The following is a 14,912-nucleotide window of genomic DNA, read 5'->3' on the forward strand; positions in this document are numbered from 1 at the left end:
CGAGTTCGTTCGCGCGCATGACGGGCCTGCGCAAGCGTGCGGCAAGCCCGTCATGCACGTGAACGACGGATAAAAAAAACCGCCCGGCGGACCGGGCGGTTTCGACGACAGCGAATACGCAACGTGAGGCGGTTCGCGCCGCCCGTGCTTATTCGGCTGCCGGGTGTTGCGGCTCTTCCGCAGGCGCGCTCGGCGTGCCGAAGTCGAATGCCTCTTCCGCTGCGATCTGATCGAAACGCTCGCGGTCGGACATCTCCTTCGCCTTGCGTGCCTTGTGGAACGCGAGACCCGTACCGGCCGGGATCAGACGGCCGACGATCACGTTTTCCTTCAGACCGCGCAGATCGTCGCGCTTGCCCATGATCGCCGCTTCGGTCAGCACGCGGGTCGTTTCCTGGAACGATGCCGCCGAGATGAACGAGTCGGTCGACAGCGACGCCTTCGTGATACCGAGGAGCACGTTGTCGTACGACGCCGGACGCTTGTTCTCGGCGATCATGCGATCGTTCTCGTCCAGCATGTCGGAACGCTCGACCTGTTCGCCCGGGATGAAGCGCGTATCACCGTTGTCGGTGATCTGCACACGACGCAGCATCTGGCGAACGATCACCTCGATGTGCTTGTCGTTGATCTTCACGCCCTGCAGACGATACACGTCCTGCACTTCGTCGACGATGTAGCGCGACAGCGCCTCGATACCCTGCAGACGCAGGATGTCGTGCGGATCGGCCGGGCCGTCCACGATCATTTCGCCCTTGTTGACGACCTGAGCATCGTGGACCAGCACCTGCTTTTCCTTCGCGATCAGGAACTCGTGCTGATTGCCTTCGAGGTCCGTGATGACGAGACGCTGCTTGCCCTTCGTGTCCTTGCCGAACGACGTCGTGCCGGTGACTTCCGCGAGAATGCCGGCATCCTTCGGCGAACGCGCTTCGAACAGTTCCGCCACCCGCGGCAGACCGCCGGTAATGTCACGCGTCTTCTGCGCTTCGGTCGGGATACGTGCGAGCACTTCACCCACCTGCACTTGCTGGCCGTCCTTCACGGTGATCAGTGCGCCGACCTGGAAGCCGATCTGCACCGCGTGTTCCGTGCCCGGGATCTTCACTTCGTCGCCGTTCGCGTCGAGCAGCTTCACCTGCGGACGCACGCTCTTCGAAGCTTGCGAACCGCGACGCTTCACGTCGATCACGACCAGCGTCGACAGACCGGTCACGTCGTCGATCTGCTTCGCGACGGTCACGCCTTCCTCGACGTTCTCGAACTTCACCGTACCACCGTACTCGGTGATGATCGGACGCGTCATCGGATCCCACGTCGCCAGCTGCGTGCCGGCCTTGATCGCCGCGCCGTCGAGCTGCAGCAGCGTCGCGCCGTACGGGATCTTGTGACGTTCGCGCTCGCGGCCGATATCGTCGGTGATCAGCGCCTCGCCCGAACGCGAGATGACGATCTGCTCGCCCTTCGCGTTGGTGACGTAACGCATCGTCGCCGTGAAACGCACGATACCGTTGCTCTTCGCTTCGACCGACGACGCCACTGCCGCACGCGATGCCGCACCACCGATGTGGAACGTACGCATCGTCAGCTGCGTGCCCGGTTCACCGATCGACTGTGCCGCGATCACGCCGACTGCTTCGCCGACGTTCACGAGCGAGCCGCGGCCGAGGTCACGGCCGTAGCAGGCCGCGCACAGACCGTAACGCGTTTCGCAGGTCAGCGGCGTGCGCACGCGCACTTCGTCGATGCCGAGGCGTTCGATTTCCTCGACCGCCGTTTCGTCGAGCAGCGTGCCCGATTCGTACAGCGTTTCCTGCGTTTCCGGGTTCACGACGTCCGCGACCGCGACGCGGCCGAGGATACGGTCGCGCAGTGCCTCGACGACTTCACCGCCTTCGACCAGCGCCTTCATCGCCACGCCGTTCGACGTGCCGCAATCGTCCTCGACCACCACCAGATCCTGCGTGACGTCGACGAGACGACGGGTCAGGTAACCCGAGTTTGCCGTCTTCAGTGCCGTATCAGCCAGACCCTTACGTGCACCGTGGGTCGAGATGAAGTACTGCAACACGTTCAGGCCTTCGCGGAAGTTCGCGGTAATCGGCGTCTCGATAATCGAGCCGTCCGGCTTCGCCATCAGGCCGCGCATACCGGCAAGCTGACGAATCTGCACCGCCGAACCCCGGGCGCCCGAGTCGGCCATCATGTAGATCGAGTTGAACGACTCCTGGCGCGTCTCGTTGCCGTCGCGGTCCGTCACCGGCTCCGTCGACAGCTGCTCCATCATCGCCTTGCCGACCGCTTCCGACGTTGCCGACCAGATGTCGACCACGTTGTTGTAGCGTTCCTGCGCGGTGACGAGACCCGACATGTACTGGCGGTCGTACTCTTTCACCTTCTTCGCGGCGTCGCCGACGATCGTTTCCTTCTGCGGCGGCACGAGCATGTCGTCCACGCAGATCGAAATGCCGGCACGCGTCGCGAGACGGAAACCCGACTGCATCAGCTGGTCGGCGAACACGACCGTCGCACGCAGACCGCACTTGCGGAATGCGGTGTTGATCAGGCGCGAGATTTCCTTCTTCTTCAGCGGCTTGTTCAGCACCGAGAACGGCAGGCCGTGCGGCAGGATCTCCGACAGGATCGCGCGACCGACGGTCGTCGCGTACAGCGAGATCTTCGGCACGAATGCCGGCGCGCCTTCCGACTTGTCTTCGTTGTGGACCATTTCGGTGATCCGCACGTTGACGCGCGATGCCAGCTCGACTTCCTTGTTCTCGTACGCGCGGATCACTTCCGACACGCCCGTGAACGACAGGCCTTCGCCCTTGCCGTTGATCGCTTCGCGGGTCGCGTAGTACAGACCCAACACGATATCCTGCGACGGCACGATCGACGGATCGCCGTTGGCCGGGAACAGCACGTTGTTCGACGCCAGCATCAGCGTCCGCGCTTCCATCTGCGCTTCGAGCGACAGCGGCACGTGAACGGCCATCTGGTCACCGTCGAAGTCAGCGTTGAACGCCGCGCAGACGAGCGGGTGCAGCTGGATCGCCTTGCCTTCGATCAGCACGGGCTCGAACGCCTGGATACCGAGACGGTGCAGCGTCGGCGCACGGTTCAGCATCACCGGATGCTCGCGGATCACCTCTTCGAGGATGTCCCACACCACCGGCGTCTGGTTCTCGACTTCCTTCTTCGCAGCCTTGATGGTCGTCGCGACGCCCATCACTTCCAGCTTATTGAAGATGAACGGCTTGAACAGCTCGAGCGCCATCAGCTTCGGCAGGCCGCACTGGTGCAGCTTCAGCGTCGGGCCGACCACGATGACCGAACGGCCCGAGTAGTCGACGCGCTTGCCCAGCAGGTTCTGACGGAAACGACCGCCCTTGCCCTTGATCATGTCGGCGAGCGACTTCAGCGGACGCTTGTTCGCGCCCGTCATCGCCTTGCCGCGACGACCGTTGTCGAGCAGCGAGTCGACGGCTTCCTGCAGCATCCGCTTTTCGTTGCGGACGATGATTTCAGGGGCCTTCAGCTCGAGCAGACGCTTCAACCGGTTGTTACGGTTGATCACGCGGCGATACAGGTCGTTCAGGTCCGACGTCGCGAAACGGCCGCCGTCCAGCGGCACGAGCGGACGCAGTTCCGGCGGCAGCACCGGCAGCACCTCGAGGATCATCCACTCGGGCTTGATGCCCGAGCGCTGGAATGCCTCGAGGACCTTCAGGCGCTTCGCGTACTTCTTGATCTTCGCTTCCGAGCCGGTGTTCTTCAGCTCGGTGCGCAGCGTCTCGACCTGCTCGTCGATGTTGATCGCGCGCAGCAGTTCACGCACGCCTTCCGCGCCCATTTCGGCACGGAATTCGTCGCCGTATTCCTCGACCTTGTTGTAGTAATCCTCTTCGGTCATGATCTGCCGCGCCTTCAGCGGCGTCATGCCCGGTTCGATCACCACGTATGCTTCGAAGTACAGCACGCGTTCGATGTCGCGCAGCGTCATGTCGAGCACCATGCCCAGACGCGACGGCAGCGACTTCAGGAACCAGATGTGCGCGACCGGCGAGGCCAGCTCGATGTGGCCCATCCGTTCACGACGCACCTTCGCCAGCGTCACTTCGACGCCGCACTTCTCGCAGATCACGCCGCGGTGCTTCAGACGCTTGTACTTGCCGCACAGGCACTCGTAGTCCTTGATCGGCCCGAAGATCTTCGCGCAGAAGAGACCATCGCGTTCCGGCTTGAACGTACGGTAGTTGATGGTCTCCGGCTTCTTCACTTCACCGAACGACCACGAACGGATCTTGTCCGGCGAGGCCAGACCGATCTTGATCGCGTCGAAAACTTCTTCCTGTTGGACTTGCTTGAATAGATCGAGCAGAGCTTTCATTGCTTTCTCTCCGTAGTCCGATTAATTGCGGTCGAGATCGATGTCGATACCGAGCGAGCGGATTTCCTTCACGAGCACGTTGAAGGATTCCGGCATGCCTGCATCGATCACGTGATCGCCCTTCACGAGGTTCTCGTAAACCTTCGTCCGGCCGGTCACGTCGTCCGACTTCACCGTCAGCATTTCCTGCAGCACGTAGGACGCGCCGTACGCTTCGAGTGCCCACACTTCCATTTCACCGAAACGCTGGCCACCGAACTGCGCCTTACCACCCAGCGGCTGCTGCGTGACGAGCGAGTACGGGCCGGTCGAACGCGCGTGCATCTTGTCGTCGACCAAGTGGTGCAGCTTCAGGTAGTGCATGTAACCCAGCGTCACGCGACGTTCGAACATCTCGCCCGTGCGGCCGTCGTACAGGCGGACCTGGTTCTTCGACGGGTTCATGCCGAGCTGTTCCGCGATGTCGTCCGGGAACGCGAGGTCGAGCATCTTGCCCATTTCTTCCTCGGTCGCACCGTCGAACACCGGCGTTGCGAACGGCACGCCTTCGCGCAGGTTCTTCGCGAGTTCGAGGATCTCGTCGTCGGTGAAGCTTTCCAGGTCTTCCTGGCGGCCCGACTCGTTGTAGATCTTGGTCAGGAACACGCGCAGTTCCTCGATCTTCACCTGACGCTGCAGCATTTCGCCGATACGCCAGCCGAGGCCCTTCGCGGCCCAGCCGAGGTGCACTTCCAGAACCTGACCCACGTTCATCCGCGACGGCACGCCGAGCGGGTTCAGCACGACGTCTGCCGGACGGCCATCGGCCATGTACGGCATGTCTTCGATCGGGACGATCTTCGACACGACACCCTTGTTACCGTGGCGGCCTGCCATCTTGTCGCCAGGCTGCAGGCGGCGCTTCACCGCGAGGTACACCTTGACCATCTTCAGCACGCCCGGCGGCAGTTCGTCGCCTTGCGTGAGCTTCTTGCGCTTCTCTTCGAACGCGAGGTCGAACTGGTGACGCTTTTCCTCGATCGAGTTCTTGATCGCTTCGAGCGATGCCGCTGCTTCGTCGTCCGCGAGGCGGATGTCGAACCAGTGGTAGTGGTCGAGGTCTTCCAGGTAAGCCTGGTCGATCTTCGTGCCCTTCGCGAGCTTCTTCGGACCGCCGTTCGCGACCTTGCCCACCAGCATCCGTGCGAGACGCTGGAACGCGTCGCCTTCCACGATGCGCAGCTGGTCGTTCAGGTCGAGACGGTAGCGCTTCAGTTCGTCGTCGATGATCTGTTGCGCGCGCTTGTCGCGCTGAATGCCTTCACGCGTGAACACCTGGACGTCGATCACGGTGCCGCTCATGCCCGACGGCACGCGCAGCGACGTGTCCTTCACGTCCGAAGCCTTCTCGCCGAAGATCGCGCGCAGCAGCTTCTCTTCCGGCGTCAGCTGGGTCTCGCCCTTCGGCGTGACCTTGCCGACCAGCACGTCGCCCGCTTCGACTTCAGCACCGATGTACACGATGCCCGATTCGTCGAGACGGCCGAGCTGGACTTCCGCCAGGTTCGAGATGTCGCGCGTGATTTCTTCCGGCCCGAGCTTCGTGTCGCGTGCAACGACGTTCAGCTCTTCGATGTGGATCGACGTGTAGCGATCGTCGGCCACGACCTTCTCCGAGATCAGGATCGAGTCTTCGAAGTTGTAGCCGTTCCACGGCATGAACGCGATCAGCATGTTCTGGCCGAGCGCGAGCTCGCCCAGGTCCGTCGAGGCGCCGTCGGCCAGCACGTCGCCGCGCGAGACCTTGTCGCCCATCTTCACGATCGGACGCTGGTTGATGTTCGTGTTCTGGTTCGAACGCGTGTACTTGATCAGGTTGTAGATGTCGACGCCGACTTCACCTGCGACCGCTTCGTCGTCGTTCACGCGAATCACGATACGGCCTGCGTCGACATAGTCGACGACGCCGCCGCGGAACGCCTGAACGGTCGTGCCCGAGTCGACCGCGCAGGTGCGCTCGATGCCCGTACCGACGACCGGCTTTTCCGGACGCAGACACGGCACGGCCTGACGCTGCATGTTCGAACCCATCAGTGCACGGTTCGCATCGTCGTGCTCGAGGAACGGGATCAGCGAAGCAGCAACCGACACGATCTGCGACGGCGCGACATCCATGTACTGGATGCGGTCCGGCGTGACCATCATCGTTTCGCCGGCTTCACGCGACGACACGAGTTCGTCGACCAGCGTGCCGTTCTCGTCGATCGCGGCGTTCGCCTGCGCGATCATGTAGCGGCCTTCCTCGATCGCCGACAGGTAGTCGATCTGGTCGGTCACCTTGCTGTCCACGACCTTGCGGTACGGCGTCTCGAGGAAGCCGTACTCGTTCAGGTGCGCGTACAGTGCGAGCGAGTTGATCAGACCGATGTTCGGACCTTCCGGCGTTTCGATCGGGCACACGCGGCCATAGTGGGTCGGGTGCACGTCACGAACTTCGAAGCCTGCGCGTTCGCGCGTCAGACCGCCCGGGCCCAGTGCGGAAACACGGCGCTTGTGCGTGATTTCCGACAGCGGGTTGGTCTGGTCCATGAACTGCGACAGCTGCGACGAACCGAAGAACTCGCGGATCGCCGACGAAATCGGCTTCGAGTTGATCAGGTCGTGCGGCATCAGGTTTTCGCTTTCGGCCTGGCCGAGGCGTTCCTTGACCGCGCGCTCGACACGCACGAGACCCGCGCGGAACTGGTTTTCCGCCAGTTCGCCGACGCAACGCACGCGACGGTTGCCGAGGTGGTCGATGTCGTCCACTTCGCCCTTGCCGTTGCGCAGTTCGACGAGGATCTTGATCGTCGCGAGGATGTCGTCGTCCTGCAGCGTCATCGGGCCGGTGATCTCGTCACGGCTGACGCGGCGGTTGAACTTCATACGGCCGACCTTCGACAGGTCGTACGCTTCTTCGCTGTAGAACAGACGGTTGAACAGCGCCTCGACCGCTTCTTCGGTCGGCGGCTCGCCCGGACGCATCATGCGGTAGATCGCGATGCGCGCGGCCGTCTTGTCGGTCGTTTCGTCGACACGCAGCGTCGACGAGATGTACGGACCCTGGTCCAGATCGTTCGTGTAGAGCGTCTGGATATCCTTGATGCCCGCTTCGCGCAGCTTTTCGAGCACGCTTTCCGTGACTTCGTCGTTCGCGGTCGCGATCACTTCGCCGGTGTCGCCGTCGACGACGTTCTTCGCCAGCACGCGGCCGAGCAGATAGTCTTCCGGCACCGAGATGTACTTGGTCTTCGCGGCTTCGAGGTCGCGAATGTGCTTCGCGTTGATCCGCTTGTCCTTCTGGACGATGACCTTGCCGTCGCGATCCGTGATGTCGAAGCGCGCGACTTCACCACGCAGGCGCTCGGGCACGAACTCGAGTTGCGCGCCTTCGTCCATCAGCGTGAAGTTGTCGAACACGAAGAAGTTCGCGAGGATCTGTTCCGGCGTGAGGCCGATAGCCTTCAGCAGGATCGTGACCGGCATCTTGCGGCGACGGTCGACGCGGAAGTACAGGATGTCCTTCGGATCGAATTCGAAGTCGAGCCACGAGCCGCGGTACGGAATGATCCGTGCCGAGAACAGCAGCTTGCCCGAGCTGTGCGTCTTGCCCTTGTCGTGTTCGAAGAACACGCCCGGCGAACGGTGCAGCTGCGAGACGATGACACGCTCGGTGCCGTTGATGACGAACGAGCCCGTCGGCGTCATGAGCGGAATTTCGCCCATGTACACTTCCTGCTCCTTCACTTCCTTGACGACCGGCTTGTTCGGCGATTCCTTGTCGAGGATGACGAGGCGGACCTTCGCGCGCAGCGCGGAGCAGTACGTCAGGCCACGCTGCTGGCATTCCTTGATATTGAATGCCGGCGCGGACAGTGCATAGCTCACGAACTCGAGGCGCGCGAAACCGTTGTGCGAAACAATGGGAAATACCGATGTGAATGCGGCTTGCAAACCTTCAGGCTTGCGTTGCGTGCCAAGCACATCGGCTTGCAGAAACGTGCTGAATGATTCAAGCTGGGTGGCCAGCAAGAACGGAACTTGGTGAACGATGGGGCGCTTCGCGAAACTCTTGCGAATGCGCTTCTTCTCGGTGAAGGAATATTGCATACGATCTCCGAATCACGGCGGGTGCTGTCGAGGCGGGATACCTGGACGTTTCGAACCCGAGTGTTCACCGACTGAGACCCGATGGCCGCCCGATGGCTTGAACGAGCCGAGAAGCTTGGTGGTTGGCCGCTACCAACCGCTGGCTGACGGCAGCGGATGCCTGTGTTGCCCGCTACCCGACCAAACTTGCCTTCTGCAGTCGCTTCAGAAGACAAAGAGAAACGCCGATCGCGACCATCGCTTACGATTCGGCGGTTTTCTTTGGCTTCTGGGGCCGATTATTCGGGCTCCCGAATGAGTGCCAGAATAACGTCCCCACAAAGCACAAAAAGGCCGGCGGTGAAAATACCGCCAGCCTTCGCACAGCGCGTCGAAACTTACTTGACTTCGACCTTCGCGCCTGCTTCTTCCAGCTTCTTCTTGGCTTCTTCAGCAGCAGCCTTGTCGACGCCTTCCTTGACAGCCTTCGGTGCGCCGTCAACGACGTCCTTCGCTTCCTTCAGGCCCAGGCCCGTCAGTTCGCGAACTGCCTTGATGACTGCAACCTTGTTGCTGCCTGCTTCAGCCAGGACGACCGTGAATTCGGTCTTCTCTTCTGCTGCAGCAGCAGCGCCGCCGCCTGCCGGGCCAGCGACTGCCACTGCAGCTGCCGACACGCCAAACTTCTCTTCGAATGCCTTGACCAGTTCGTTCAGTTCCAGAACGGTCATCCCTTCGACTGCTGCCAGGATGTCTTCTTTTGCGATTGCCATTTGAAATACTCCTAAATTGAATTCGGATACAGCCAGCGATCAGTGACGCTGATGCACGCTCGATTACGCAGCTTCTGCTTGCTTCTTCTCGGCCAGCGCGGCAAGAGCACGCGCGAAGCCCGAAACAGGCGATTGCATAACGAACAGCAGCTTCGAGAGCAGTTCTTCACGGCTCGGGATGCTTGCCAGCGCTTGCACGCCAGCCTTGTCCATCACCTTGCCATCGAACGAACCAGCCTTGATGACCAACTTGTCATTGCTCTTGCTGAAGTCGTTGACGACCTTAGCAGCAGCAATTGCATCTTCCGAGATGCCGTAGATCAGGGGGCCAGTCATCTGCTCTGCCAGCGGAGCAAACGGCGTACCTTCAACAGCGCGACGCGCCAGCGTGTTCTTCAACACGCGCAGGTAAACCTGTTGCTCACGCGCTTTCGCGCGCAGCTTGGTCAGATCGCCAACCGCAATTCCACGATACTCAGCCAGCACAACGGTCTGGGCCTTCGCGACTTGCGCGGCAACCTCAGCGACGACGGCTTGCTTGTCTTCTCTATTAAGCGGCACGGTTAGCCTCCAGAAACGATACGTTCGGCACGAAACCTCACGTACCTCGTTCAACAACGGCGTCCGACCTCGTTAGGAGTATTTCCACCTCACGCCGTGAATCGCTTCACGACCTGCGGCTTCACCACTGCAAAACTTTTTCGGGTTCGCCATCTGCGTTGGCTTGAATTAAGGGATCGCCTGCCTGCTGCGCCCCACCAACGGTCTTTGATAACCGGTTGCCCGCCCTGCTGCACGAACAACCGCCCAAAGCCCATGTAGGCCGCTTCGCGAACGAAGCGGCCCGAATACTTGCTTACTGTGCTGCCAGCGTAGCCTGGTCGACACGCACGCCGACACCCATCGTGCTCGACAGTGCGATCTTGCGCAGGTAGACGCCCTTGCTCGTTGCCGGCTTGGCCTTCTGCAGCGCTTCGATCAGTGCCGACAGGTTCGAACGCAGTGCGGTCGATTCGAACGATGCACGGCCGATGGTCGCGTGGATGATACCGGCCTTGTCGACACGGAATTGCACCTGACCAGCCTTCGCGTTCTTGACTGCAGTCGCGACGTCCGGCGTGACCGTGCCGACCTTCGGGTTCGGCATCAGGCCGCGCGGGCCGAGGATCTGACCGAGCGTACCGACGATACGCATCGTGTCCGGCGAAGCGATCACGATGTCGAAGTCCATCTGGCCAGCCTTGATCTGCTCAGCCAGGTCTTCCATACCGACGATTTCCGCGCCTGCTGCACGAGCCTGCTCGGCCTTGTCGCCTTGTGCGAACACGGCAACGCGAACCGACTTGCCCGTACCTGCCGGCAGAACGACCGAACCACGAACGACTTGGTCCGACTTCTTCGCGTCGATGCCGAGCTGGACTGCGACGTCGATCGATTCGTTGAACTTCGCGCTCGCGCATTCCTTCACGAGTGCCAGTGCGTCTTCGATCGCGTACAGCTTCTGACGGTCGACCTTGGCGGCAAATGCCTGACGGCGCTTGGAGATCTTAGCCATTTACACGCCCTCCACAGTGATGCCCATCGAGCGTGCGCTACCAGCGATGGTGCGAACGGCTGCATCCAGATCAGCTGCCGTAAGGTCCGGCATCTTGGTCTTCGCGATTTCTTCGGCTTGAGCGCGCGTGATCGAACCGACCTTGTCGGTGTGCGGCTTGCTCGAGCCCTTGTCCACCTTCGCCGCCTTCTTGATCAGGACGGTCGCCGGCGGCGTCTTCATCACGAACGTGAAGCTCTTGTCAGCGTATGCCGTGATGACCACCGGCACCGGCAGACCCGGCTCCATGCCTTGAGTCTGCGCGTTGAACGCCTTGCAGAACTCCATGATGTTCAGGCCGCGCTGGCCCAGTGCCGGACCGACCGGCGGCGACGGGTTGGCTTTACCTGCAGGAATCTGCAGCTTGATAAAGCCGACAATCTTCTTTGCCATTTGTAAACCTCGTTGGAACGCCAGACGGCGTTCGGTGAGTGATAACGCGCGTTCGCCGTTGGCTACTGACGCTCCTCAACGGCCATAACGCGAGCCGTAAGCGCGAAGGTGGGCAGCCGAGGCTGCCCACCGAATCGGGATCAAACTTTTTCGACCTGACCGAACTCGAGTTCGACCGGGGTAGAGCGGCCAAAGATGGTGACCGACACACGCACGCGCGATTTTTCGTAGTTGACTTCCTCGACGGTGCCGTTGAAGTCCGTGAACGGGCCTTCCTTGACACGCACCATCTCGCCAACTTCGAACAGGGTCTTCGGGCGCGGCTTCTCGACGCCTTCCTGCATCTGCGACATGATCTTTTCGACTTCCTTCGGGGAAATCGGGGTCGGGCGGTTACGTGCACCGCCGACGAAACCCGTGACCTTCGCCGTGTTCTTCACGAGGTGCCACGTTTCGTCCGTCATCTCCATTTCCACCAGCACGTAGCCGGGGAAGAAACGACGCTCGGTTACAGCCTTGTGGCCGCCTTTGACTTCGACCACTTCTTCGGTCGGAACCAAGATCTGACCGAATTTATCCTGCATGCCAGCACGTTCAATGCGCTCCTGAAGCGCGCGCTGCACGCTCTTCTCCATACCGGAGTAGGCGTGCACGACGTACCAACGCTTTCCGCTCGGGGATGCCGGAGTATCGCTCATATCATTTCCAACCCAGAATCGCCGAGAAAATCACCCATTCGATCGATTTGTCACTCAACCAGAGGAAAATCGCCATCACGAGCACGAAACCGAACACGACAAGCGTGGTTTGCGTTGCTTCCTTGCGGGTGGGCCATACGACCTTGCGGACTTCCTTGTACGAATCCTTGGCAAATGCGATGAGGCTCTTGCCAGGCACGGACATCAGACCGACGGCCACGCCGGCGATGATACCTACCGCCAATGCGGCGCCGCGGACATACCACTGCTGGTTGGCCAGCCAGAAGAAGCCCACGAATCCGGCCAAGACCAGCAATACGCCCAGGGCCAGCATCAGCTTATCGCCGGAGGTATTTACAGTTTCGACGGATGGATTCGCCATAACACCTTAAAACAAATGCCACGTGGGACACGTGGCGATTTTTGGCAGGGGCAGAGGGAATCGAACCCCCAACCTTCGGTTTTGGAGACCGACGCTCTGCCAGTTGAGCTATACCCCTAAACCATGTTGGGGCCGGCTGCTGCCAGCCCCAAAACTGTCGATCAACGAATAACTGGCTTACTCGATGATCTTGGCGACGACGCCGGCGCCGACGGTACGGCCGCCTTCGCGGATTGCGAAGCGCAGACCTTCTTCCATCGCGATCGGAGCGATCAGCTTCACCGTGATCGACACGTTGTCGCCCGGCATCACCATTTCCTTGTCCTTCGGCAGCTCGATCGAGCCCGTCACGTCCGTCGTACGGAAGTAGAACTGCGGACGGTAGTTGTTGAAGAACGGCGTGTGACGGCCGCCTTCGTCCTTGCTCAGCACGTACACTTCAGCCGTGAAGTGCGTGTGCGGCGTGATCGAACCCGGCTTCGCCAGAACCTGGCCACGCTCCACGTCTTCACGCTTCGTGCCGCGCAGCAGGATACCGACGTTGTCGCCTGCCTGACCTTGGTCCAGCAGCTTGCGGAACATTTCAACGCCCGTGCAGGTCGTCTTCACCGTCGGCTTGATACCGACGATTTCGATTTCCTCGCCGACCTTCACGATGCCGCGCTCGACACGACCCGTCACCACCGTACCGCGGCCCGAGATCGAGAACACGTCTTCCACCGGCATCAGGAACGCGCCGTCAACTGCACGCTCCGGCGTCGGGATGTACGTGTCCAGTGCGTCTGCCAGGCTCATGATCGCCACTTCGCCCAGCTCGCCCGTGTCGCCTTCCAGCGCCAGCTTCGCCGAGCCCTTCACGATCGGCGTGTCGTCGCCCGGGAAGTCGTACTTCGACAGCAGTTCGCGAACTTCCATCTCGACCAGCTCGAGCAGTTCAGCGTCGTCCACCATGTCGCACTTGTTCAGGAACACGATGATGTACGGAACGCCAACCTGACGCGCCAGCAGGATGTGCTCACGCGTTTGCGGCATCGGGCCGTCTGCTGCCGAGCAAACCAGGATCGCGCCGTCCATCTGCGCTGCGCCCGTGATCATGTTCTTCACATAGTCAGCGTGGCCCGGGCAGTCGACGTGTGCGTAGTGGCGGTTTGCCGTTTCGTACTCGACGTGTGCCGTGTTGATCGTGATGCCGCGCGCCTTTTCTTCCGGTGCCGCGTCGATCTGGTCGTAGGCCTTCGCTTCGCCGCCGAACTTCTTCGTCAGAACCGTCGTGATCGCTGCCGTCAGCGTCGTCTTGCCGTGGTCAACGTGACCAATCGTACCAACGTTGACGTGCGGCTTGGTCCGCTCAAACTTTTCCTTGGCCATTTTCAACTCCCGAAAGGAATTTCACATGTTGCGCCGCGCGCAAACAGACACTGACTTTTTACTGCTGGTGCCCATGGGCAGGATCGAACTGCCGACCTCTCCCTTACCAAGGGAGTGCTCTACCACTGAGCCACATGGGCGCTATTACGCTTCAACTACACGGACTGGAGCGGGTGAAGGGAATCGAACCCTCGTCGTAAGCTTGGAAGGCTTCTGCTCTACCATTGAGCTACACCCGCACGGGCCACTAACGATTCCCTACCGCTCTCTGCGCTGATGTTCTGGTGGAGGAGGTTGGATTCGAACCAACGTAGGCGTAAGCCAACAGATTTACAGTCTGCCCCCTTTAGCCACTCGGGCACCCCTCCGTAGAGAACTGACGATTATGGGGGTGCATCGCACTCTTGTCAAGCAAATCCGGAAGATTATTTTCATTCTCTTCCAGCCCACTTGCGCGACTCACCCGACACCCACGCTCGCCCGGCTGAGGCAAGCACGAGAGGACCGCCGATCGGCGCCCACATCTTCGTCAGACCTCCGTCTTCAGCGTCGATTTGCATCTTCGCTAAAAACGAAAGACCGCCATCATAAGGCCTTCCGCGCATAATGCCAAGCGGGTAGATGCAAAAAATCCGCAATTTCCATGCCGGCGGGATTTGCAAAGGCATCCGGCAAACGCCAGGACCAATCCGAAGCCGTGTAACTGTGGCGCGCCAGCACACCGCCCGGCCGGGGTCAGCCAGGCTCTATGCAGAGGCTCCGCCACACCGGACATCGGATTCCGGATATAGCGCCTGCTCGCATCCTCCGCTGCGACACGCAGGAATCGAACCGTCAGAACAGGGGCCGCCATTGGCTCACGCTTCCTTCCTGCGGACAGAAAACAGGCGCGATACCATCCCGTTTTGACGCGATCGGGCCCCACTGCCCCCGCCGCCTCATTCAAAATCAGGACTTCTCTCGTGCCTTCGCGCGGTCTTCGTTGCCTCCATGTCGCACTCCCGCGGCATCACAATGCTGCAACAGGACGCTCAAAAAAGGCGCGCCAGTTCGTACGGCACATAACAACGTTGAAGTCCGTGTGTTTACGCCGACCGGAAATTGAGCCACTTGTAGGGATCGCGCCGACTGAAAACTGAGCCGGGCAATCAACCTATCCTGCTAGTTTTTCAGGCAGGGTGTTTGGGGATGATCCCGATGACCATGA

9 protein-coding genes and 4 tRNA genes are annotated in these 14,912 nt (G+C 60.9%); all 13 read right to left on the reverse strand.

The annotated features are described in order from the left end of the window. Positions 1-148: 148 nt before the first annotated feature. Positions 149-4,390, reverse strand: coding sequence for a DNA-directed RNA polymerase subunit beta' (rpoC, locus tag HWX25_RS10790; protein WP_059820866.1), 4,242 nt, complete (start codon positions 4,388-4,390; stop codon positions 149-151). A gap of 21 nt (positions 4,391-4,411) precedes the next feature. Then, positions 4,412-8,518, reverse strand: coding sequence for a DNA-directed RNA polymerase subunit beta (gene rpoB / locus HWX25_RS10795; RefSeq protein WP_175908469.1), 4,107 nt, complete (start codon positions 8,516-8,518; stop codon positions 4,412-4,414). Positions 8,519-8,895: 377 nt separating this feature from the next. After that, positions 8,896-9,270, reverse strand: coding sequence for a 50S ribosomal protein L7/L12 (rplL, locus tag HWX25_RS10800; protein ID WP_021161757.1), 375 nt, complete (start codon positions 9,268-9,270; stop codon positions 8,896-8,898). 63 nt (positions 9,271-9,333) lie between these two features. After that, positions 9,334-9,831: a 50S ribosomal protein L10 gene (gene rplJ, locus HWX25_RS10805; RefSeq protein WP_038715103.1), complete on the reverse strand. Its 498-nt coding sequence runs from the start codon at positions 9,829-9,831 to the stop codon at positions 9,334-9,336. 295 nt (positions 9,832-10,126) lie between these two features. Further along, complete coding sequence (gene rplA / locus HWX25_RS10810; protein ID WP_059535563.1) at positions 10,127-10,825, reverse strand: 50S ribosomal protein L1; 699 nt, start codon at positions 10,823-10,825, stop codon at positions 10,127-10,129. Continuing rightward, on the reverse strand, positions 10,826-11,257 hold the full coding sequence (gene rplK, locus HWX25_RS10815) for a 50S ribosomal protein L11 (protein ID WP_006400671.1): 432 nt from the start codon (positions 11,255-11,257) through the stop codon (positions 10,826-10,828). It lies immediately after the preceding gene. A 140-nt stretch (positions 11,258-11,397) separates the two neighbouring features. After that, entirely contained in the window at positions 11,398-11,955 is a 558-nt protein-coding gene (gene nusG, locus HWX25_RS10820; protein ID WP_006400672.1) for a transcription termination/antitermination protein NusG, read from the reverse strand. Position 11,956: 1 nt separating this feature from the next. Continuing rightward, a complete protein-coding gene (gene secE / locus HWX25_RS10825; RefSeq protein WP_059535562.1) occupies positions 11,957-12,337 on the reverse strand; it encodes a preprotein translocase subunit SecE in 381 nt (126 codons plus the stop codon). A 42-nt stretch (positions 12,338-12,379) separates the two neighbouring features. Continuing rightward, positions 12,380-12,455, reverse strand: a tRNA-Trp gene (locus HWX25_RS10830). A gap of 59 nt (positions 12,456-12,514) precedes the next feature. Beyond that, positions 12,515-13,705 carry an elongation factor Tu gene (gene tuf / locus HWX25_RS10835; RefSeq protein WP_006482910.1) on the reverse strand — a complete coding sequence of 397 codons (1,191 nt, stop codon included), beginning with the start codon at positions 13,703-13,705 and terminating at the stop codon, positions 12,515-12,517. A 65-nt stretch (positions 13,706-13,770) separates the two neighbouring features. Further along, positions 13,771-13,845, reverse strand: a tRNA-Thr gene (locus tag HWX25_RS10840). Positions 13,846-13,870: 25 nt separating this feature from the next. Continuing rightward, positions 13,871-13,944 (reverse strand) — tRNA-Gly (locus HWX25_RS10845). Between the two features lie 43 nt (positions 13,945-13,987). Then, positions 13,988-14,073, reverse strand: a tRNA-Tyr gene (locus tag HWX25_RS10850). Between the last annotated feature and the right edge of the window lie 839 nt (positions 14,074-14,912).

The sequence above is a fragment of the Burkholderia sp. BCC1640 genome (assembly GCF_902833125.1).
In the GTDB taxonomy this organism is placed as follows: Bacteria; Pseudomonadota; Gammaproteobacteria; order Burkholderiales; family Burkholderiaceae; genus Burkholderia; species Burkholderia diffusa.

What these genes read in the sequence shown, in the direction of transcription:
- rplA (WP_059535563.1), bottom strand. Translation starts at nt 10,825, where the DNA reads ATGGCTAAGATCTCCAAGCGCCGTCAGGCATTTGCCGCCAAGGTCGAC.
- rpoB (WP_175908469.1), bottom strand. Translation starts at nt 8,518, where the DNA reads ATGCAATATTCCTTCACCGAGAAGAAGCGCATTCGCAAGAGTTTCGCG.
- rpoC (WP_059820866.1), bottom strand. Translation starts at nt 4,390, where the DNA reads ATGAAAGCTCTGCTCGATCTATTCAAGCAAGTCCAACAGGAAGAAGTT.
- rplL (WP_021161757.1), bottom strand. Translation starts at nt 9,270, where the DNA reads ATGGCAATCGCAAAAGAAGACATCCTGGCAGCAGTCGAAGGGATGACC.
- secE (WP_059535562.1), bottom strand. Translation starts at nt 12,337, where the DNA reads ATGGCGAATCCATCCGTCGAAACTGTAAATACCTCCGGCGATAAGCTG.
- nusG (WP_006400672.1), bottom strand. Translation starts at nt 11,955, where the DNA reads ATGAGCGATACTCCGGCATCCCCGAGCGGAAAGCGTTGGTACGTCGTG.
- tuf (WP_006482910.1), bottom strand. Translation starts at nt 13,705, where the DNA reads ATGGCCAAGGAAAAGTTTGAGCGGACCAAGCCGCACGTCAACGTTGGT.
- rplK (WP_006400671.1), bottom strand. Translation starts at nt 11,257, where the DNA reads ATGGCAAAGAAGATTGTCGGCTTTATCAAGCTGCAGATTCCTGCAGGT.